26 protein-coding genes are annotated in these 19407 nt (G+C 37.4%); 21 read left to right on the forward strand and 5 right to left on the reverse strand.

The annotated features are described in order from the left end of the window. The 13 genes from QVB70_RS15680 to QVB70_RS15740 form a co-directional block, all read left to right on the forward strand. The coding region (locus tag QVB70_RS15680; protein WP_287588203.1) for a hypothetical protein at positions 1 to 313 on the forward strand (313 nt) is incomplete at its 5' end. A gap of 22 nt (positions 314 to 335) precedes the next feature. Further along, complete coding sequence (locus QVB70_RS15685; RefSeq protein WP_287588205.1) at positions 336 to 470, forward strand: hypothetical protein; 135 nt, start codon at positions 336 to 338, stop codon at positions 468 to 470. Positions 471 to 563: 93 nt separating this feature from the next. Further along, positions 564 to 1508, forward strand: coding sequence for a C2H2-type zinc finger protein (locus tag QVB70_RS15690; RefSeq protein ID WP_287588207.1), 945 nt, complete (start codon positions 564 to 566; stop codon positions 1506 to 1508). Between the two features lie 69 nt (positions 1509 to 1577). Further along, a complete protein-coding gene (locus QVB70_RS15695; protein ID WP_287588210.1) occupies positions 1578 to 1862 on the forward strand; it encodes a hypothetical protein in 285 nt (94 codons plus the stop codon). 580 nt (positions 1863 to 2442) lie between these two features. Beyond that, positions 2443 to 3384 carry a hypothetical protein gene (locus QVB70_RS15700; RefSeq protein WP_287588213.1) on the forward strand — a complete coding sequence of 314 codons (942 nt, stop codon included), beginning with the start codon at positions 2443 to 2445 and terminating at the stop codon, positions 3382 to 3384. 52 nt (positions 3385 to 3436) lie between these two features. Then, a complete protein-coding gene (locus QVB70_RS15705; protein WP_287588215.1) occupies positions 3437 to 5155 on the forward strand; it encodes an ATP-binding protein in 1719 nt (572 codons plus the stop codon). A 97-nt stretch (positions 5156 to 5252) separates the two neighbouring features. Further along, positions 5253 to 5753 (forward strand): DUF1257 domain-containing protein, encoded by a 501-nt coding sequence (locus tag QVB70_RS15710; RefSeq protein WP_287588217.1) that lies wholly within the window; start codon positions 5253 to 5255, stop codon positions 5751 to 5753. Further along, positions 5750 to 5956: a DUF2997 domain-containing protein gene (locus QVB70_RS15715; RefSeq protein WP_287588219.1), complete on the forward strand. Its 207-nt coding sequence runs from the start codon at positions 5750 to 5752 to the stop codon at positions 5954 to 5956. The genes QVB70_RS15710 and QVB70_RS15715 overlap by 4 nt, the downstream gene beginning before the upstream one ends. A 186-nt stretch (positions 5957 to 6142) precedes the next feature. Next, positions 6143 to 7285 (forward strand): hypothetical protein, encoded by a 1143-nt coding sequence (locus tag QVB70_RS15720; RefSeq protein WP_287588221.1) that lies wholly within the window; start codon positions 6143 to 6145, stop codon positions 7283 to 7285. 91 nt (positions 7286 to 7376) lie between these two features. Then, positions 7377 to 7574: a hypothetical protein gene (locus QVB70_RS15725; protein WP_287588223.1), complete on the forward strand. Its 198-nt coding sequence runs from the start codon at positions 7377 to 7379 to the stop codon at positions 7572 to 7574. A gap of 122 nt (positions 7575 to 7696) precedes the next feature. After that, the gene (locus tag QVB70_RS15730) at positions 7697 to 7915 is read left to right on the forward strand and encodes a hypothetical protein (RefSeq protein ID WP_287588225.1); all 219 of its coding nucleotides are present in this window, start codon (positions 7697 to 7699) and stop codon (positions 7913 to 7915) included. Positions 7916 to 8241: 326 nt separating this feature from the next. Further along, on the forward strand, positions 8242 to 8532 hold the full coding sequence (locus QVB70_RS15735) for a hypothetical protein (protein WP_287588227.1): 291 nt from the start codon (positions 8242 to 8244) through the stop codon (positions 8530 to 8532). A 2-nt stretch (positions 8533 to 8534) separates the two neighbouring features. Next, the gene (locus QVB70_RS15740) at positions 8535 to 9083 is read left to right on the forward strand and encodes a hypothetical protein (protein ID WP_287588228.1); all 549 of its coding nucleotides are present in this window, start codon (positions 8535 to 8537) and stop codon (positions 9081 to 9083) included. Between the two features lie 251 nt (positions 9084 to 9334). On the opposite strand, the gene QVB70_RS15745 is transcribed toward QVB70_RS15740, so the two are convergent. Next, positions 9335 to 9592 carry an HNH endonuclease gene (locus tag QVB70_RS15745; RefSeq protein WP_287588230.1) on the reverse strand — a complete coding sequence of 86 codons (258 nt, stop codon included), beginning with the start codon at positions 9590 to 9592 and terminating at the stop codon, positions 9335 to 9337. 425 nt (positions 9593 to 10017) lie between these two features. On the opposite strand from QVB70_RS15745, the gene QVB70_RS15750 reads away from it, so the two are divergent. Further along, a complete protein-coding gene (locus tag QVB70_RS15750; RefSeq protein ID WP_287588231.1) occupies positions 10018 to 10629 on the forward strand; it encodes a M48 family metalloprotease in 612 nt (203 codons plus the stop codon). Positions 10630 to 10803: 174 nt separating this feature from the next. Beyond that, positions 10804 to 11073 carry a hypothetical protein gene (locus tag QVB70_RS15755; RefSeq protein ID WP_287588232.1) on the forward strand — a complete coding sequence of 90 codons (270 nt, stop codon included), beginning with the start codon at positions 10804 to 10806 and terminating at the stop codon, positions 11071 to 11073. 85 nt (positions 11074 to 11158) lie between these two features. Here the strand turns inward: QVB70_RS15755 and QVB70_RS15760 are convergent, their stop codons facing one another. Together QVB70_RS15760 and QVB70_RS15765 are read right to left on the reverse strand one after the other, a co-directional pair. Continuing rightward, complete coding sequence (locus QVB70_RS15760; protein WP_287588234.1) at positions 11159 to 11995, reverse strand: hypothetical protein; 837 nt, start codon at positions 11993 to 11995, stop codon at positions 11159 to 11161. Positions 11996 to 12001: 6 nt separating this feature from the next. Then, the gene (locus tag QVB70_RS15765; protein ID WP_287588236.1) at positions 12002 to 12364 is read right to left on the reverse strand and encodes a hypothetical protein; all 363 of its coding nucleotides are present in this window, start codon (positions 12362 to 12364) and stop codon (positions 12002 to 12004) included. 141 nt (positions 12365 to 12505) lie between these two features. Between QVB70_RS15765 and QVB70_RS15770 the strand changes: the two genes are divergently transcribed. Then, the gene (locus QVB70_RS15770) at positions 12506 to 12655 is read left to right on the forward strand and encodes a hypothetical protein (protein WP_287588238.1); all 150 of its coding nucleotides are present in this window, start codon (positions 12506 to 12508) and stop codon (positions 12653 to 12655) included. Positions 12656 to 13085: 430 nt separating this feature from the next. On the opposite strand, the gene QVB70_RS15775 is transcribed toward QVB70_RS15770, so the two are convergent. Together QVB70_RS15775 and QVB70_RS15780 are read right to left on the reverse strand one after the other, a co-directional pair. Next, positions 13086 to 13370, reverse strand: coding sequence for a hypothetical protein (locus QVB70_RS15775; protein ID WP_287588240.1), 285 nt, complete (start codon positions 13368 to 13370; stop codon positions 13086 to 13088). A 493-nt stretch (positions 13371 to 13863) separates the two neighbouring features. After that, positions 13864 to 14256: a hypothetical protein gene (locus tag QVB70_RS15780; RefSeq protein WP_287588241.1), complete on the reverse strand. Its 393-nt coding sequence runs from the start codon at positions 14254 to 14256 to the stop codon at positions 13864 to 13866. Positions 14257 to 14653: 397 nt separating this feature from the next. On the opposite strand from QVB70_RS15780, the gene QVB70_RS15785 reads away from it, so the two are divergent. The 5 genes from QVB70_RS15785 (at position 14654) to QVB70_RS15805 (ending at position 19200) form a co-directional block, all read left to right on the forward strand. Then, entirely contained in the window at positions 14654 to 17536 is a 2883-nt protein-coding gene (locus tag QVB70_RS15785) for an N-6 DNA methylase (protein ID WP_287588243.1), read from the forward strand. 328 nt (positions 17537 to 17864) lie between these two features. Further along, positions 17865 to 18005 (forward strand): hypothetical protein, encoded by a 141-nt coding sequence (locus tag QVB70_RS15790; RefSeq protein WP_287588245.1) that lies wholly within the window; start codon positions 17865 to 17867, stop codon positions 18003 to 18005. After that, positions 18002 to 18217 (forward strand): hypothetical protein, encoded by a 216-nt coding sequence (locus QVB70_RS15795; protein WP_287588246.1) that lies wholly within the window; start codon positions 18002 to 18004, stop codon positions 18215 to 18217. The genes QVB70_RS15790 and QVB70_RS15795 overlap by 4 nt, the downstream gene beginning before the upstream one ends. Positions 18218 to 18410: 193 nt before the next feature. Next, complete coding sequence (locus tag QVB70_RS15800) at positions 18411 to 18707, forward strand: hypothetical protein (RefSeq protein WP_287588248.1); 297 nt, start codon at positions 18411 to 18413, stop codon at positions 18705 to 18707. Next, positions 18694 to 19200 carry a hypothetical protein gene (locus tag QVB70_RS15805; protein ID WP_287588249.1) on the forward strand — a complete coding sequence of 169 codons (507 nt, stop codon included), beginning with the start codon at positions 18694 to 18696 and terminating at the stop codon, positions 19198 to 19200. The genes QVB70_RS15800 and QVB70_RS15805 overlap by 14 nt, the downstream gene beginning before the upstream one ends. Positions 19201 to 19407 lie beyond the last annotated feature (207 nt).

Below are 19407 nucleotides of genomic sequence, written 5' to 3' on the forward strand. Positions count from 1 at the left end.
AAACTACGAATGGCACGTCAGTGAAGACGATGAACGTGTGTATTTAACACATTTCAGATGTGAAACTTCAGAAGCACCAGAATATTTTGTAAATGACAGGAAACAAGACTTCAAAAAGTTGTGGGACACCGCATATCAGTACACCTTACGGTGTGCGACTTCTAAGGAAGAACCGAGTTTTGAGGCTCTTTGTAATGCGATAAAGAAACAGAACATCGAAATCAGAACGTCGACGGATGAGGAACGGCTTTCCTATGTAGATCGAATCACTGAAATGGACGCTAATATGGAAGAAGAACTTGCTATGGAGTGAAGATCAGAATTAGGGTGTTTACATGACAGAAGAACGCGAATTTAGTGTATTTGTCATCTTAAGAAAGATGGCGACAGACCGCCAAGACGCTTTAGATAAAGTAGATCAGGACATACTCGATAAAGATTTCGAAATTTACGATGTCATTGAATCTTAAACGAGACTACTTAGGTAATTAGGTACTTAGGTAATTCCAAACATCTCCTATTTTTTTATGTGTGGAGCTTCAAAAGGCTCTGGAGTGAACAATATGGTACAAATCAAATTTGATAGTGCAAAACTTTGGTCTTCTCTTGTGAAGGGTGTAAATGCTCTCATAAAAGAAGCCGAATTTGAGACCACTAAAGAAGGACTACATCTTCGAGCAATTGATGACGCGCACATTGCCATGATCGACTTGGACATACCAAGCGATTCTATGAAAGAATACTCTTTTACTCTTCATGACAAAGAGGCAGACTTCGCGAAATTCGGCATAAATATTACTGAAATGGCTACAATAATGCGACGTATCCCCATTGGAGAAAAATTGACGCTGACATTGGATTCACAAAAAAGCAAATTTCATGTCGTAGCAGACTCTTTATACACAAAACGACGATTTTCAATTCCTCTCCTAGGTTCAACTTCCGCTGAAGACATTCCTGTACCGAAGATAGACTTTACAACAAAAATCAAACTTAAAGCAAAGTACCTCAAAGAGGCAATTAAAGACGCCGCTGTGATGGGTGACTATTTAAAACTCAAGACGACTGCCGATAAATTTTCTTTATGGGCAGAAGGCGATACAGGAAACGTCAGCATAGACTATGAATATGGAGAATCAATCTCTCTTGAGAAACGCGGTGACGCTGTTGGAATTTATGCTTTAAAGTACTTAGACGATATGACCGATCCTATCCCTGGCGAATCTGAGGTAAGTATTGAGTTCTCAAATGATATGCCTCTGAAACTTACGTGGATGTTAAACGGCTCAAAACTAGATTACTACTTAGCTCCACGTATTCCACCCTCGGATGAAGAACCACCAAAAAAAGAGGAAAAGGAACAAGAAAAAACTAAGGATGACACAGAAGAGGAAAAAGAAACGCACGAAGAAACTAAGGAATTCCCTTGTGACGAGTGCGGAAAGACCTTTACTAGCCAAAGAGGACTTAACACACACATGCGCGTACATAAAGACTCTGATGAATAGTCCTTCCTCTATTTTTTCTCGTTACTTAAGTAATTTTTTAAGGAGCTTCTGACTCCAGGGTGTATTTACATGAACGGATGGAAAAAAATATGGGATACCGAAGAAAAAGGACTCTACAAAGACAATTCTTTCTCGTTCGTTGATTTTGAGAAAGAGGACTTATATCTATTGATACAAAAGTCTGGTCCGAGTGGTTGGTATCTTTATTTATTTGAACACGGTAGCCCAAGAACTGTTGGATGGGCTACTACAAAAGAAAAAGCCTTAGAGATAGCTAAGTTTATGATGGAAACAGATAATTTCCCACCAGCACATAAGTACTTCAATGCGGATCTTGAACTTTGTAAGTCCTAACATCCTTTTTTTCTAATTCTGTCTGCAAAGTGCTGCAGGGGCTCAAACCTCCAGGATCAGAATTTGTTATTACAATTCAGGCCCTTACTTTCATTTTGTTATCACATTTGTAATAACATTCTACACCCGGCAACTTATTTTGTGATGACAAATTATAACCTAATAACTGAGACACAAAATATATAATTGAGTTCTTATAATGTAGTTCATGAGACACACACGAAATACATCTACAAGGTCGCACCCTTGCTGACCTATTATGTCTCAGAAAAGGAAGGGTCTCCTGCCGCGGGAGTTTGAAACGTCACTCACTTCCCTCCGTGAGTAAGCGGGCGTGGTCACGACTCGAAATGTGGGTAAAAGTCGTGTAGTGAAGTCAGTGAAACAGAAAACTCATAAAAAGAAAAAACCCTCCTGAGGTAGAAGAACGGGGGTTCGATTCCCCCAAGCTCCTCCCTCAAAAATTAAAGACTAGCGTAGCCGCATAGTCATATAGTCGCAAATATTATTTATACGTGGAGCTTAATAAATTTAATGGAACGGGAGTTTTTACTTCAGAACTACTTAGGTAGTGCGAAATATGTCCTTAGTGCACTTTTTGCAGAAAAACCCTGACTACCTCTCAGGTGTCAGAAGAATCCTCGAATATGAAGAGGACCATAAAGACGATCAGTATTTCAAGGACTTAGGGTGGTCTTGGGATGATATTAGACTTTCAGGACCACACTTGAATCAGTTAGTTTTGGCGGGAATAATTCAAATTGTGTATAAATCCCGCAAGAATCGCGGCTATTTGTTAGTAGATCGAGAAAAAACAAAGAAAGAGATCGAACTATACGAAGCACAATTAAATTATAGTCCAGAGACAGACGAAGAGATTGAATTCTCAGAATCTATCTTTGATGACATTATAGGCTATAACGATGTGAAAAAACTCTTTAAACGGGCGTTGCGGAGTGAAGAACCGATACATATCCTCATGATTGGACCACCCGCCAGCGCAAAGAGTATGTTTCTTTTTTGTCTTGCACGTTTAGATGGGGCTCATTATTCTCTTGGCTCATCGAGTACCAAAAGCGGATTATCTGATTTTCTTATTGAGTATTCTCCGCGCATATTATTGATCGACGAGTTGGACAAAATGAACACACCTGACTACTCCGTACTGCTCTCCTTATGTGAGAGTGGACTTGTGGGAGAAACAAAATACAAGAGAGTACGAAGTGTTCAGTTGAAATGTTCTGTATTCGCGGCTGCCAATGATGACAAAAAAATTCCGCGAGAAGTTAAAAGTCGATTTATTGCACTTCGATTTAAGGAGTATTCAAAAGCAGATTTTATAGAAACTGCCGTAAAACTTCTTATGCGGGAAGGAAAAGACCATGACTTAGCCACCTATATCGCTGAAAAAGTATGGCACTTTAAAAACCGCGATATAAGAGACTGCATACAGATAAGCCGCTTAGGAGATACACAAGAAGAGATCGACTCAACCCTGAAAACACTTCAGAAGTATTCGTGAGTACCTAAGTACTCATGTTTGTTTTATTTTTTCTTTTCATGGAGCTTCAATCATGAAGGCTCTACCACAAACAGGAGGAATTCAAATTTCGTGGATACATGAATTTTTTGAGAAATATCGTGCCCAAATAACACCCCTCAGTATCACACATTTCAATATCGAGGATTTCCCGCAACTTTTTACTGCAAAAGTAAATGGGAAAACTCTTCCTGGATATTTTGAATTCGTAATTGAGTATGATATTGGATCGGGGTTATGTCCTTTTGAACCACAAAAAACAGACTCTGAACAACTTACAACAGATGAAGACAGCTCTGAACAAATTACAATGACCGACAAACTATGTCAAGAATATGCGAAGTTTATACAGTCAGACGAAGTTTATGAACTACCTGTTGATCCCGTAGAAACGCTGAACTTTATCCGCTATTTATTCCGCGAATATAAGGGGCTTTTTGTTCTTTATGATTGCGAAACAATAGCACCTGACAGTTCGGCGGCACACATGACGCTACAGGATCGTCAATGTTCGCAACTACTTAAAAATTTAGCATTAGACCACAAAATTCGCAAAAAAGGAAGCGCAATCATAGTGACTGCCGAGAGGCTTGAGGATATTGCCCAAAAAGTCCGAAAGGTAGCTAATATCATTGAAATTCCGCTTCCTGACGATACATCACGAAAGAAAGTGTTTGAACAAGCAACTGAAAAAGTCGCTTATAATCCTAAGGACTTGGATCAATGGGTAGTCGGATCGAAAGGTTTGACAATCAAAGAACTTAAGTCGATCATAGTTGAACTTTATCAGAAAGACACCACAATTATGTTAGGTGACTTCTATGATCAAAAAGCGAAAAAGTTAGAGAAGTACGACATGGTCTCTTTAGAGAATCCAAAGTTCGGATTCGAGGGCTTAGTTCTACCAGACTACTTAAGTACTTTCCTTAAGACCTTCATAATAAAGCCATATCAACAAGCTATGCAAATTCGTCCAAAAGGGATCTTGTTCACAGGACCACCAGGCACAGGGAAATCAGTGTTGGCGGAAGTAATAGCCTACGAACTTAACAGACCGTTGATTACCGTTGACGCAAGTAATTTACTCTCTCAATATGTCGGGGAGAGTGAGAAACGGACTGCTCAATTTTTCCGAGTAATCAGACAATTTGGTGAGGCAGTTGTCCTTATTGATGAAGCCGAAGAATTACTCAGCGAGCGATCTACAGCAGTCAACACTGATAGCGGTGTGACATCCAATTTGAAGGCAACCTTTCTTCATGAAATGGCGAGAGATCATGGAGTATTGTTTATACTCAATACTAATTATCCAATGAAACTCGATGCTGCCATGGTTCGTGTGGGCAGAATTAATTACAAAATACCACTTTTGCCACCATTTACCGCTGAAGAACGGGCTAAAATACTTCGTGTGGTGTTAGATGTTCAATTAAAAGTCCCATACGATAAGAACATAGATTTTGAAGCAATTGCCGCAACACTTCAGGGATACACAGGCGCAGAATTACGAGAATTAGCAAGTGTAGCATGGGCTATTGCTTGTGTTGAAAATGACAAAGAAAAAACCGAGCAGGAAGATTTTGATGTCGCAAAAACGGTGTTTCTACCCGATACGCGAAAGATCAAAGAAATGACCGCCGACGCACTTTCAGTAGTGAATGACAAAAGGCTTTTGCCGCCACAACTCCACAAAGAAAAAGAAAAGAAGGTTCAAGAGTTTCAAGAAGGCACTTGGGATTCACTCTTTCAATAATTTCCTCTTTTTTTTCTTTATCACTACTTAGGTAATTGTGTTCATTTTTAGAGGGGCTTCTTCTCCAGGAAGCTACTAACTTTAATGAGGAAAAAAGTTGAGTAAATATCTCGAAGTAAAAACTCAATTCAAAAGTATGGCACATCTTATCGAGGCATTAACATCAATCTATGGCTACGGTACAGTCAAAGCGGGTAAAAATTTACCTCTCAAGGATTATCTTGGCAATATACGACCAGAAAAGGCAGATATCGTAGTACCAAGACGCTTCATTCATCCAGCGTCAAACGATCTTGGATTCAAGAAAAATGAAAACGGTGTTTATACCATGATTATCTCAGAATTTGACGAAGTAGTAGCATCAATGACTCCCCAAAGACTCGCTAATGAACTTAATTTGTATGGTCCGCCATATTCGACTCAATGCAAAGGAATTCCGAATACTGAGATAAAGAAACAATACAATCTCAGTTTTATCAGAGACTTTGCCAAGAAAAACCGTTGGAATCTGTCATTGACAGACAAAGAAACTCATTTTGAAGTTCGTTTGAAACGAAGAGTGACTGTTTCCGCAAAAGCAAGGAGGTCTGCCAGATGACACAAGAAGAGCAGATCTTCTTCAAAATCGACAAAAAGACAGGTAACTTGACAATCGAAGGCAAAGGATTCGAAGGACCGATCTGTGAAGACGTTTTAAAGTCATTTGAAGAGTTAGGAGAGATAACACATGACAAAAGAACACCAGAGTACTATAAAAAACCTCGACAAGTCCAAACAACCCGCCAACGACTTAGACATTAAAATAAAAACAATAATTCGCATTGAGGACGATGGAACAGTCATTTTTTGCGATATTCCAACTGAGTTAATCCCTTTAGCCTTAGCATTGCGGGGCGATTAATTTCTCTTTTTTTTCTTATTATTTAGGTAATTCGTTAGGATGGAGCTTCTTCGTTGAGAGGCTACCAACTTCAGGAGAAAACCAAGATGTCAGATACGAAAAACATTTCCATTTCTGTTAATGAAATGGATGTTCTTCTGAATGGTCAACGAATAGATCTTCATATCTCGTCAGGAGATATGTTTAGTCAATCTAAGTTGAATAAATTGCTCTACAAAGGATATAAAAGGCTTTCATCAACAATGGTGAAAACTTATACAAACGGCGATACTCTCACGCTTGATTCAATCAAGACAAAAGCACATGAACTAAGGCAGAAATACTGTTTCAGGTTATTTGAAAACAGCGTTGAAGACAACAGAGGGGCTGTATATTTTTGTCCCGAGTCTCTGACCGAAAAGTTGCGCAAAGACCTACGGGAACTCAAAAAGGAATATAAAAAGACACTTGAGTTTATTGGCAAAATCAGAGATACTTTGAATGAAGAAATCTTTAGTTTTTACAGTGAGCATTGTATTTATTGCGGGCGACCTGTGAAAGAAGAAAAGGCGGGAAAGATCATAAAATTGCGATGCACAGGCGATGATTCGCATATATTCACTAAAAAACTCATGGATCATTGGTTAGAACAAAATAAGTCGGTGATAGAAGTACCCTCGTTAGAGGAGATTAAAGCGCGAAAGAGATTTTATTATCGCTTCAGCAAATATTTTTTCCCCACTGAAGAACTCACTGACAACTTAGTTGATACACAACTTAAACAGCAAAAGCAAAAAATGTATCAGGCAGAATTATCTACATGCAAGTCTGCAATAAAAAAACAGTTATGGCAAAAGATGAAGTTAATCCTTGAATACATAGATGATCGGCTTTCAAAAAGAGAAAAACTTCGTGCAGACCAACTTGATAAAATCAAGAATGATTTAGATGCATTAGAAGAACTAAATAAAAGCACCTTCAAAATTCCTCAGATTTCTAATTCTATAGACAATCTCAATGCACAGATTGCAGACAAAGAAGCTGCACTGAAAGTTTTGACAAACATCTCGAAGAACATCGAAAAGAAAATCAAAGAAGCTGAAGAAAATGAAAATATTGCGCTGGATCTAATAGACAAATTAGAGGACATCGACATAGAAATTGGTACAGAAACGCTTGAACTAGAACAAAAAGAAGCAGTTGAAATTGAACTTGGTGACCAGAAAGAAGAGATTTTTTCTACAAATTAGTTTAAATCAAATCTTAGTACCTAGGTACTAAGAAATATTTTTCAATTTTTTATTTTTATGTGGGGCTTCATGGCTCAGGGGTGAACAAACTATGCCTATAGATTCATGGCAAGAGTTCATTGAAACGATCGAAGGGCTTCTAATCGGTTGCGGTATAGATATTATTATTGTGTCTTTCTATATTCCAGAAGTCCGCAATGATCTCAATTATAAGGTTCTCACACCAATACTCATCTTCTTAGACTTTCTTGTGCGCTTTGTGAGAACCTTTTTTATTTTTTTATTATGAGGGGCTTCTTCTCCAGGAAGAACGCTACCAACTTTTTGTGAGGGATTGATATTAGACAACGAAAAAAGATACAACTTCTGAGGGTCTCTCCAGTCACACGATTGAGACTTGTCAAAAAGTTCTTGAGAGAAAACGCGCCTACCGTGTTCACAGCACAAGAGTTAGCAATGGAGTTCAATGTATCCGTGTCGCTAATGAGGAATATTTTAATCCCGCTCTTCATGGATAACGATGAAATCAAACGCATCAGCGAGGACCGCTTTTTCAAGTATAGATATGTTGAAAAAACGACAGAAGGACAAGAACCCGAAACACAAGAAGAAGTAATCACGACTACTTAAGTACTGACGTAAGTTCCACCCGAAAGATAAGTTCGTGTGGAAATAGACGTATATCTTTTAGCACGTTCGCAGAAATGATATTCTCCTTAATTTTTATGGACGAGTGGACTCATACCTAACCCCCTAATAGTTCGACTGGAGACCTATTTTTTAGGTTTTGTGTATTAATTTTTAAGTATAAAAAACTAGTTTCCCATTTTTTCTTTTTCTCATAGGTTGTTAATTGCATTTTGGGAGATCGTAGAGGAGAGGGGAGATAAGAGAGTAAAATAAGTGAGGGGCTTTTCCCATTGTGGGATTGGCTACTAAAATCAGGAGGAAACGCTATGGCAACACAAATTGAAGTTCCAAAATCCATGAATATATGGATGAGTATAGACGTTGCGTGCTGTGCAGACTTATCGAAAGAAGAAAACAAGTGTGCAATGTGCGGAGAATCTGGTGAACGTCTCGCGGTATTCGAGTTTACGACAATGATACATCATGGATACATTGACAAGGAAGGATATTCCTGGAACATTCCTTCGAGGGCGTTAATCTGTGAAGGATGTGCTAATGAAATCGAGATAGAAATTGCACAAATTCTGAAGAAGTACCTGTGGCAAAAGGAGGACTAACATTGCCTATGATGAGTTTTACTGAATACAAGTTGCTACCAAATCTACTGATGAGAACGAAATGTCAAACCATTCGACCAGAACGGCTAAAATGGAACTTACGCGTGGGTGACTTGGTCCATAATTACTGGGAGGTACGTCGCTCACTTGAAACAAAAATAATCGCCGGGATTCCTCACTTCTTGGGATTCTCACAGATTACTGTGCTGTCGAAAAAACGAATTAAAGACATGGACGATGAAATAGCGAAGAAAGATGGCTTCAGTTCTTACGATGAGATGGCAGAGTGGTTTACAGAAAAATACAAAGGACGCTTCGGTGAAGTATATCTTTTGGACATTCCTTTTCAGATCATCGAATTCGATTGGCTACATCCATTTTATCCTGACTGGCAACACTATACGAGAGAAAAAATCTGGGAACTAAGACGCAAACACGTCAAGAAGAATAAGAAAGGCGGAGGCTACGTCTTTGTAGAAGAACCTACGCTGGAGGTCAAGATCGTCAAAAGACCGACGCCATATAGCGGTGACTACCCCATTCCGTTTTAAAGTGGTGAACACAATGCGACAAAGACGAATAACCGAACTATATGCAACCCCTATCCAAGTAAAAGAATCATGCCCCATTTGTGGGGGTCGATTCATACCTGGATTTGCAATGTGGTGGCCTCATACCCCACAAATACTGATTTGTACCTCGTGTTGTTTCATAAAGAACCTATAATCCCTTTTTTTATTTTTTAATGAATATTCGTGACTACTTAGGTAGTTAGGAATTAGTGGTTTCAAGAACTTCAAAATTACTCATCGCGCACCTTTTGGACTTTTTTCGCAATGGGATTCTTTCTTCCATAGTTATACTGTACAATCCTATTCCAACGATAGCTATCGTTTTTCTTGAGCCATCTTAGCCATACCATTGGCGGTTTATCTCCCTTGCTTTGATTACAGGCTGCACATGCAGAGACTGTCTTCCTCCCTCCTTTGCTTCTTGCTATTACATGATCTTTTTCTGTTTTCCATGTACTACCACAGTACTTACAGACTCCCCGACCCATTGTATCACCTCCATATCCTCTTTGTTTTTTCAAATTCAATAAAATGCGTTGATATAATGTCACCCTCCCCGACAATACGTTTAGTTCCTTTGATATTATGTATTTATTAATATCACTTACTTTTACGACTTTTTAAGTCTTATTCACTGTAAAACCTCCATTAATTTCTCCCTTTAAATGATATAGACGCAAAATAGAAAACTCATCCTTCGTGACTACTTAAGTAATGAGTAATACAATTTTGCTTCCAGGATAATACTGACATCCTGCAGGATCCAAGCAAATTTTACAGGAAAAATCGTGATAGTTTTTCCTAATTATCACAACAAAAGTACTTAGGTAGTCAGGAACATTTTCAATCAATTGTTTTCATAGATAAATACTTTGTTTGATAGAAGAGATGAGATTACAGGGAGGAGGAAAAATTGAAAAATATCGTTGATTATTTTTTTACTCAATTAAGGAACGATAAAAATCTTGTTTATATAAAAATAGTTGATAATCCAAAAATACTGGCAAGAGCTATAGGTATAAAGCACCTCATCCCGTGGGGAATAATTCAAATAAATAGAAAATTATTTGACTATTATAGGTTATCGCCTGACGAACTTTACTTTCTTTTAGCCCACGAAGTTTTTCATATCGATCAAAATCACCTAATCTCTTCGAGTGGGATTAATAAAGTATTAAGAAACATAATTCGTGAATTGGGAAAGGTAGAAAAAATTGCTAAAATTTTTTCTATATTTTTTGATACTTTAGATCTCTGGAATTATTCACGAGGTATCTTGCCACGTGATGCCTTAAAAATTAAACAACAAGAATTAGAAGCTGACATTTGGGCTATCTGGGTTACAAATAACAAAACTGCAGCAATAAGTTGTCTAACGAAATTAGTTAATTATGATTTAACTCAACCATCTCATTCATGGGAGAGTTCAGATATTGAACTGCCAATAATGACTATGGGCCAACGAATAATGGAAATTGAAGTTCGCGCTTCCGCTCTTGAAAACCAAGGTTACAAATTTAAATGATGATTTTTTCCAGAGGATCTCAAAGCACAAATGATACGCCAATTCATAGATTTTTGGCTACACAACGAATAGTCACTTTTCTTCTTTTTTTTGGTGGATGTTCGTAAGTACCTAAGTAGTCAGAAAACAATTGGATTTTTAAAGTAAAAAAATATTAGTATACGGTGAGTCTCTATGGAGTTTGGATTTATTGTAGGCCTGTCTTATGCCGCTAAATACGTGCTAAAATATGCAATAACCAATCTTTTAAATACAGGCTTCAAAAGAAGAAATATTAAGCGCATATCTAGATTGAGTGACAAGAAAGTCTCAAAAGCTCTACAGAAATTAAAAGAGTATGGTCTAATCACATATGATCGCGGAACAAAAGAATGGTATCTTAGTGACACTGTAAGAATTGGTTCCGATATAATTCTCTCTAAACTTGTGGATATCACTCTTTAAAACGAGAGCAGTGTTCCACGCTTTCCACTATCATTCAAAAGTACCTAAGTAGTCAGGAATAAAGTTTTAAAAAAATGAAGTGGAGTTAGGTATAATCTCCTAAATTAACGAGTGTTTTTGATTTTCCCTGAAGGATTGAAAGTACTGTTTCTATGATTTCTGTGTCTTTGTAGGATTTCTTGACATATCTGTTAAAAACCGACGCCACTACTCTTGGATCTAACTCAAAGAAATACTCCACAAATGCCGTAAAGTATTTCCTTTCGGCATTACGATATCCTGAAATTCCAAATTCCTCAGCAAATTCTAACCATACTTGGCGGCCACTAAGCTTGTATTTGACGGCATACGTCCTAATGAGATTCTGAATTATGTAAGTATGCTGCGAGGTGAATTTTTGCTCGCCTTTGAGGTATTCAATCTGCTGATCGAGTTTCTTTTGAGTCTCTTGAATCTGAACAAACATGGTGCTAAACTTCTGTAAAAGAGGATTGCCTTTTAAAACCGCAGTGATATTCTCCGTAACTTGTGTGAGAACCTGGTTCTGTAGTTTGGTTACATCGTCTTGTGTTATTATCCTATGTTCACCAGTTCTAACTTTGCTGATGTGTTCCATAATCCTGTTCATTTCAGTATTGTTCTTCAAAGCACGTACATAGAGCCTTAGTTGGTCAAGTGCTTCTGGAACTTTCAAAAATAAACGTCTACGCCCTACTGAATTTTTCTTACTTTTCAAGAATTTTTTTATAAAAGGTGCGAAGATTTTCTTCTTTTTGTATAAATGGTTGGTGATTGTTTTATAGGGTACATTGGTATGGTACGCTATGGTTTCTAAACACCAAAACTCACCTTCAGGAGTCTGTATGCGTTTGTATTTCTTCCCATCAAGATCAAGGATTTCTACTTTCTTTACTTCGTCCATATATGGTCACTTCCATTTCTCTAAATCTCCGCTGAATTCCAAACTCGTCCAATCTAACCAATCCCTGAGTTTTTGATGTCTCTTAGCGATATGCGTTTCACATTTAATGAACTTGCTTCCGTACCGATCCTCAGCGCATGGTTCATTACAGCCTGGTTCTCTGCAAATATCGGGCATGTTTAACAAGGCGAATCCTATTGTAATATTGACCAAACAGTCTTGATTGTCACACTCATATTGATATACGTTGTAAAATGTGTCAATAAGTTCTTCTACAGACATACCGAGTAATATTGCGTCCAGTAGCCTCTCGGGGTGTATATCCCAGTCTTCGAGATTTTTTACTACAGAGTCAATTACGTCAATCATTGACTCACCTTCAACTTCATTAAACCTAAAACTCAAAACCTAAAACATGGGTACTAATTTATACAAGAAAAACTATATAAATTTTCCGTGACTTTCCCATTTTAGGGAAAGTAGTGAAATCACTAAAGAAGTGAAAATACAATGTCAGAGAAATATATTGTGAAAGTAAAATCTCAAAGAAGAATGATATTACCGCCTGAAGTTTGCAAAGCGTTAGATGTAGAGGAACAAGACTATATAGTATTCATTGTTTCAGAGAAAAAAGTAGAAGTCAAAAAAGTCGTTGTATAAGTAGTGCTTTCCCATCAAGGCAAATAAACCGTTCGGAGACGATCTAAATGTCTACAAAAGATGAGAAAGTTTCACCTACAGATAGTTGTAGGGTATGTGGAAATAAAAACGTTTCCCCGCTTGGTCTGTGTGAGGAATGTCACGACATCTTTACTGTAGTGGTCGTGGACTGCATACAGAACTATCAGGACGCCACAAAAAATGCGAAGAGGGTTATGGCTTCACTGTAACTTTCTTCCGTTCTTTTTTTTGATTGATTGTTCGTGACTACTTAGGTAGTTAGGAATTAGTGATTTCAAGAATTTCAAAATTTTGAATGTGGTCGTTATCTTACACAAAAAAGAGGTGTAAGGGGATTGTAAGAGAAAAGAGGGGTATGGCAAACAAAATCCTTCCTATGTACAAAACCCTTATTTTTAAGGGGATGTTCTCACCCATGGCTTTGTGTACGATCCTCATTTACTCCATGCTGGGAATGGTTCACTTCTGAGGAATAATGCAAAAAAGTTTTCTGTAGGTCTTCTTTTGAATACCACCCGGATTCGTAGGCCTCCACAGCTATATGGAGTAACTCAACTTTGGCGATGTTGTTTTCGTGATTGCCTTGTTCGTCAACGTTATTCCAATAGAGAGAGAAACAATCCTTAATGGTAGAAAGAGGGACTCCTCCTTGTAGGAATTTATTCAATTCGTTACATAATTCCGAATATTGCATGTCGTTCTCCCTTCCTCCTATGTTTCCAGTCTACGAATGTGTAGACCACGATCTAGTGCCCCAGCTTCGAGTGCGAATAGCAACTCTCTACCTGTCGACCATTACAACTGCTACCACTAAAAAGTCTTGAAAGTATGATAGTTCTTCTTTGAAAGAGTGTCTTAGCTTCAGAGATTCTGTTTCGTTGTATGAACGATGTATTTACTTATTTATGTAATAGAACACGCTTGTCGGTGTCTTAAATAGTTTGTAGAAAAATTCTACGCATGTTCTAAGATCGTAAAAGAATAGACATCAGAACCTATCACGTGTGGCATAGCTCCAGGGAGAAGTCTATGTAGTCTAACTAACATAACCCTATAGGAGTAAATTCAGTATAGTTTCGATATCAATAAGTGTGCATTTTTGTAGTCATCAATAGTACTTATGTAATCAAAAAACTGTTGGTTTTTTAATACACGCGACCATTTCCACATTTTCTTTAAAGCCAACTCTACTTTTTCAATTCGGATTTTACGTACGCGAGTATAACCCGTTCGATAATTACAGCAACTATGACTATTCCAAATAAACTGAACAAACTAACAACGGTCAATTCCTGCGAGATCGTTCCCATAAACATACTTAATAATGCAATCATTCCACCTATCCCACAAAAGAAAAATATGAATCCACTTATTTCTACATTAAAGATCAACAATATGGATGAAAAGAGGAATAGTGCAGAGACGATAAACGCCAAAAAAGCAAGAGATGTGCTTCTTGGGATCTCGTTTTTGAATTGTGCTATATACATTAACACCACAAGACAGGTGGCCGCCCCAAATATTGAAACTTGCAAGACTGATTCTTTTAAAGAGGGATCAATATGCGACTCCACGATCATTCGACATCACCTTATATTAAAAAGAGAGTTGACTTCTCTCTTTTGCGAGAGAAGATGTTTGTTAAAACTTCCCCATTCTCTCGGCATTCTTTTTTCACCTATTAATGATTGACTTCACTACTACTTAAGTGCTGAGGACAACCACAAACTCAGAATTGAGACTCTAGTATTAGTTTAAATGACATGGGCGCAAATAGAACGCATCCTTCGTGACTACTTAGGTAATGAGTAATACGAATTGGTTTCCTGGATAATACTGACATCCTGCAGGTTCATGCAAATTTTGCAGGAAAAATCGTGACAATTTTCAACAATTATCACAACAAAAGTACTTAGGCATTTATTAAGAAATTAACATAGAGTTATATTCTGAACTTCACGGTGGGTAGGGTTTGTTATGGAAGCAAAGATAACCGAAATTGGAGCCAGAAATGAATTAATTCGAGAACTACAAGAACTTCTGGGAAAATTGTTTTATGTTGCTGAGGAAAGTTCACTAAAGCATAGAGAACATTTTATCAAAAAGAAAGGAAGAGATCAACCTGATCTAATAATCTTCAATAGAGAATTTATTACAATAGATGAAGATCTCATTAAATGGGATGAGAACCGAGCCATTGTAGCCATTATAGATACTAAGGTCTTTAACGAAAGTATTGAGAAGAATGAGCACTTTGGTCAATTATATCGATATATGACTGATTTAAAAGCTCGTTTAGGCTTTTTAACAAATTACAAAGATGTAGCAAGTCATCATTTTACAGTTGAACGATTAAGAAAAAGTACCACGTGTACTGATGTAAAAGAAGTTGCTAGTTGGATTGTGGAATGTATAAAAGAGGATATTTCTCATATCCCCATGCCCTTACCAGTCGAGAGAATTATTGAGACACTAGATACATCAATGAATCAACTTATGTCATTTGTTTCGCAAGTGGATGTAAACTTATGGGAAGATATCTTAAGAATCAAGGCACTGGAAGATGAAGCTGTTTATAAGACCGATGAGGAGAAAGAAGAGGCGAGATATAGAGGGGCAGCGTTCGTGGCACTTGCCCAGTTATTATTCTTTATAGTTCTCAGAAAATCACGCGTTATAGCTGAAAGAAATGTTAATCCAAAGTTACGTCCGCTAAGAATAACAAATGGGGTGCCCACTCAGATACAGGAATTATTAAATGAAATCAGAGACGAAATCAATTATAGAGCGATTTATAGTTACGAAATATTTCCAAACCTGCCCGATAAAGCTAAGGATACACTAAATCAAATGATTAAAAGTTTAGAGGGGTTATCAAGCGAGTTAGTTATTCAACATGACCTCTTGGGGTTATTGTTTCAAAGACTAATTCCATTTGACTTGAGGAAGAAATTGGCTGCTTATTACACTAAACCATTAGCTGCAGAACTCCTTGCACGTCTTACCATCGAATCAGGTCATGAAACAATCTTAGACCCGGCTTGTGGTTCTGGAACATTATTAGTTCAGGCCTATCTCCAGAAAAAGCGAATATTAGGGGATAAAGCACAACATCAAAAATTATTAGGTGAAATTATTGGTTCTGATATATCTGTTTTCGCCACCATCCTTGCGAGCGTAAATCTCGCGATTCAGGACCCGGAATTATGGACCAATTTGGTAGGTATACTCACCGAAAATGCCTTTAGTCTTCCTAAAGCGCATATTATAAAGTTGATTGAGCAGTTAGCTAACAAAGAAATTTCCTTCAAGGAATTTACAAAACAAACCACTGATGGCGCAGAAACCATTCTAAAACCTGGCCTTCAGGCAGATATAGTAATCATGAATCCGCCATTTACAAGAGGAAGTCGTTTAACAGAAGATGAACGAAAAATTCTTTTGCAAGTTTCAAAACGTTATGGTCTTGAGCACGGATGGCGTGATTGGAATTTATACGCCTCATTTATTCTTTTAGCCCCTGAATTTCGGATGTTACGCAAGAAAGGACGGATTGGTCTTGTACTTCCGCGAGCAGCAATAGCGACACGCTATATGGAGCGGGTGTGGAAAAAAATATTTAAAAAAACAAATCTAGGTGTGAAGTACATGATTAACGCCCCCCTGAAAGATCCCAGTTTTTCAGATTCAAAAGAACAAGAGATGCTTGTTGTGATGGAGAGTGGATATAAACAGAATGTAAAAATGATTCAACTCAAGGAAGAGTTAGAGAACTGTGATATTCAAGAATTAGCCGAAAAAATTATGAAAGTTGATGAAAGAAGGTTTTCCATAGATTATTTTGAAGGACAGTTGATTCCTCAAGATGAGTTACAGGCAATGTCATGTAGAGAATGGAGTTTTGCTCCTCCAGGTCTACTTGAATTATTCCAAAGAGATTTTGTTCCAATAGATATCCTTAACTTTGTCATAACAGGGGGTGAAAATGCCTCAAAACCAGTAGATTATTTTTGGCTGCCCAACAAATATTGGAGTTTAGTAAAGGATTCAGATACAACTTTAACTGTCGAAAAAACATCACAAACTCGAAGGTTACTACTTGAAGAATTTCCAGATGAAAACATCCCCGATGTGATCAGTATACCAAAGAAATTTTTAACAAAAAGTCTAGTTCGGAGAATCAGAGAACTAGATGATCAACCACCTTATTTATCCAAAGATTTTCCCTTTCTTTATTTTCTTCATTATAGAGAATTTTCCCAACACCTAAAGGAAGATTACTTTAAATGGGGCGAATTATTTCGAAAAATCGTAGCTAGTTGGGTTTTTGCGCCACCTCGACCAGCAAACCTCTTTATTCGATATAAAGTGACGATAACTGCTTGCAAGACGATAGCTATACGTTCCCCTGAAGCATTAGAAAGCACAAGATTCGTTTCAGTTATATTTATCCCAGCTAACGATAGCCAAGAAACACAAGAAAATATAGATATCCTTTTTGCATATCTAACAAGTTCTGTCTTCCTGTTAGATTACATCAAAAAATCCAGAGTTGCTTCAGGACCTTTTCGCCGATTGTATTCAACCGACTTGAAAACATTAATGGGATTTCCAAACATTCCACAGTTTTCGAAGGAACAGAAAAAACTGATATGGGATGCGTCTAACACTCATAATAAAAGTATTTCCCTCGAAAATCGCGCCTCTTTCGCTGAAACAATCTCTAAAGCACGAAATAAGGATTCGAGTTCTGCTTTGCGTAAACTGGACGAAACATGGTTTAAAGTGTTAAATATTCCGTTAAATACTCTTGATGCGTTATATGATGAACTACTGAAAGAATTCAGTAAGTATAGTTAGATTAAAGCCTCTCTTTGCATATTATAAGAAAAGCACTCTACAAAGGTTCGGTTAGTTTTCTTTTTAGTTTCACTCATCTCCCAAATAGTATTTCTATCGGGGACGTTTTATTAGAAATTTTTAGAAGAAATGAGTCGGAAGAAGTACAGGTCACACGCGATGTCGAGTATATTCAGGGCATACTTATCATACTTATTGTGCCAGGAATATTGTGTGTGCTGGTGCTCATCTACGTTATGTATCATTTTAAAAGTACTTAGGTACTGATGAACATTTTCAAACAAAACTTCTTAAGAAATAACTTAGTTAGTAGTACGTGGTGAACTAAATGGGAAACCGTGAAGAACTGACCAAAAGTTTGAAAGAGGCCGTTGCAAGAGTTAAAGCGTTATCACCTGAAGAGATGGCGGAACGAGGCAAGAAAGCTACGATAGCATTTATGAAACTACGAAAGGAGGGCGTTCTTTGAACGAAAACGAGCGAAAAGAAGCCTGTGAACTGTTAAATGAGATTTCAGCAACTCAATTTCGTAATCTCGCTAATGCTTGGGAGGACGGTCGCTTAGACGAATTTTGGAGTACAGTCTCGGGTTTGCAGCGGATTTCAGAAGTAGAAGAACGGGTCTGCAAGAACGTAGAGGGGTATATCTGCCTCGTAAATAATCTCCCCAGTCAAGAGTGAACTGAGTTTAATTTCTTTTTGTCTAATTTCTCTTTTTTCTTACTACCTAAGTAGTCATATACTAAAAACCAAAAACTAAGACATAAAACTTAAATATTAAGTTTGTTATTACAAGTGTAATAACAAAGTAGTAAGTTGTGATAACGAAATAGTTCCTGGTCCAGAATTGTTATCACAAATTGGGGTGTATATTTTGAGACGTAAATGGGGCGAAAAGGACAGTTATATCCATTTTCGGATAGAAAGTGAAAAGAAAAACGCTTGGAACGATAAAGTAGGAGTCGATCCTAATACAAATTCACTAACAGCGTTAATAATCCACCGTGTAGATTCATACGACAAGTTACGGAGAGGATTCAAAATTCTTAACGAGTCGTTAGCAAAATTGCCCCGATCGGCATTGAAAATCTTAGCAAAAGAACTCTCTGATGACGAGAGACAGTTTATAGAACTTATTGAGGAGGAGTATTTACATAATGGCACTAAGTAAGGCACTAAAAGAGGCGGAAGAATCCGCAGAAGAACCTATTCTGCCACCTAAACTTAAAACTGAACCAAAGGATACCGTAGAAATAAAAAAGAATGACTTAAAGCGATTCGAGGTCCAAGAAAAAGAACTTAATAAACTTAAGAATGATTTAGAACACTTCAAAAAACAAGAAGCCGAACTTGAAACCCTCAAAAAGCAGTTATCGAAATTAGAAACAAAGGCGCAACAAGAGGCTACTACTGCATTCGAGGATCGAATTAACCACTTGGAGACCAAAATAGCAAGTTTATCAAAAATACAGAGGACCTCAAAACTAGAGATCCCTCCTTTGGAGGAATTCATATCTTGGCTCAAAGAGAATAGAGGTATTCGTTCCGCACCCTATATGATTAAGAGATTGACGGGTGAGGGAACGAAACACGGAGAAGCAAAATCAGCGGCAGAAATACGTACTGCATTTGATCTTTTGAGAGTTATGCTTTCTCAATCCTAATCTCTTTTTCTAATCACATTAATATGATAAATTTTTTATTTTTTCCAAATATTTGTATTAATCTCCTAATTTTGTCGGATAACATCCCACTCCAATTGAGTTTATTATTAAGTATTAGTTCTCAAAATATATCTTTTATGACTCAGTTTTTGTGTATGAGATAAGTTATAATACCTAGAAACTAAATAATACTAACGTTTATAAATT

Source organism: Candidatus Borrarchaeum sp., assembly GCF_019058535.1.
In the GTDB taxonomy this organism is placed as follows: domain Archaea; phylum Asgardarchaeota; class Sifarchaeia; order Borrarchaeales; family Borrarchaeaceae; genus Borrarchaeum; species Borrarchaeum weybense.

Coding starts and splice junctions, on each gene's coding strand:
- QVB70_RS15685 (WP_287588205.1), top strand. CDS start 336: ATGACAGAAGAACGCGAATTTAGTGTATTTGTCATCTTAAGAAAGATG.
- QVB70_RS15690 (WP_287588207.1), top strand. CDS start 564: ATGGTACAAATCAAATTTGATAGTGCAAAACTTTGGTCTTCTCTTGTG.
- QVB70_RS15695 (WP_287588210.1), top strand. CDS start 1,578: ATGAACGGATGGAAAAAAATATGGGATACCGAAGAAAAAGGACTCTAC.
- QVB70_RS15700 (WP_287588213.1), top strand. CDS start 2,443: ATGTCCTTAGTGCACTTTTTGCAGAAAAACCCTGACTACCTCTCAGGT.
- QVB70_RS15705 (WP_287588215.1), top strand. CDS start 3,437: ATGAAGGCTCTACCACAAACAGGAGGAATTCAAATTTCGTGGATACAT.
- QVB70_RS15715 (WP_287588219.1), top strand. CDS start 5,750: ATGACACAAGAAGAGCAGATCTTCTTCAAAATCGACAAAAAGACAGGT.
- QVB70_RS15720 (WP_287588221.1), top strand. CDS start 6,143: ATGTCAGATACGAAAAACATTTCCATTTCTGTTAATGAAATGGATGTT.
- QVB70_RS15725 (WP_287588223.1), top strand. CDS start 7,377: ATGCCTATAGATTCATGGCAAGAGTTCATTGAAACGATCGAAGGGCTT.
- QVB70_RS15735 (WP_287588227.1), top strand. CDS start 8,242: ATGGCAACACAAATTGAAGTTCCAAAATCCATGAATATATGGATGAGT.
- QVB70_RS15745 (WP_287588230.1), bottom strand. CDS start 9,592: ATGGGTCGGGGAGTCTGTAAGTACTGTGGTAGTACATGGAAAACAGAA.
- QVB70_RS15755 (WP_287588232.1), top strand. CDS start 10,804: ATGGAGTTTGGATTTATTGTAGGCCTGTCTTATGCCGCTAAATACGTG.
- QVB70_RS15760 (WP_287588234.1), bottom strand. CDS start 11,995: ATGGACGAAGTAAAGAAAGTAGAAATCCTTGATCTTGATGGGAAGAAA.
- QVB70_RS15765 (WP_287588236.1), bottom strand. CDS start 12,364: ATGATTGACGTAATTGACTCTGTAGTAAAAAATCTCGAAGACTGGGAT.
- QVB70_RS15770 (WP_287588238.1), top strand. CDS start 12,506: ATGTCAGAGAAATATATTGTGAAAGTAAAATCTCAAAGAAGAATGATA.
- QVB70_RS15775 (WP_287588240.1), bottom strand. CDS start 13,370: ATGCAATATTCGGAATTATGTAACGAATTGAATAAATTCCTACAAGGA.
- QVB70_RS15780 (WP_287588241.1), bottom strand. CDS start 14,256: ATGATCGTGGAGTCGCATATTGATCCCTCTTTAAAAGAATCAGTCTTG.
- QVB70_RS15785 (WP_287588243.1), top strand. CDS start 14,654: ATGGAAGCAAAGATAACCGAAATTGGAGCCAGAAATGAATTAATTCGA.
- QVB70_RS15790 (WP_287588245.1), top strand. CDS start 17,865: ATGGGAAACCGTGAAGAACTGACCAAAAGTTTGAAAGAGGCCGTTGCA.
- QVB70_RS15805 (WP_287588249.1), top strand. CDS start 18,694: ATGGCACTAAGTAAGGCACTAAAAGAGGCGGAAGAATCCGCAGAAGAA.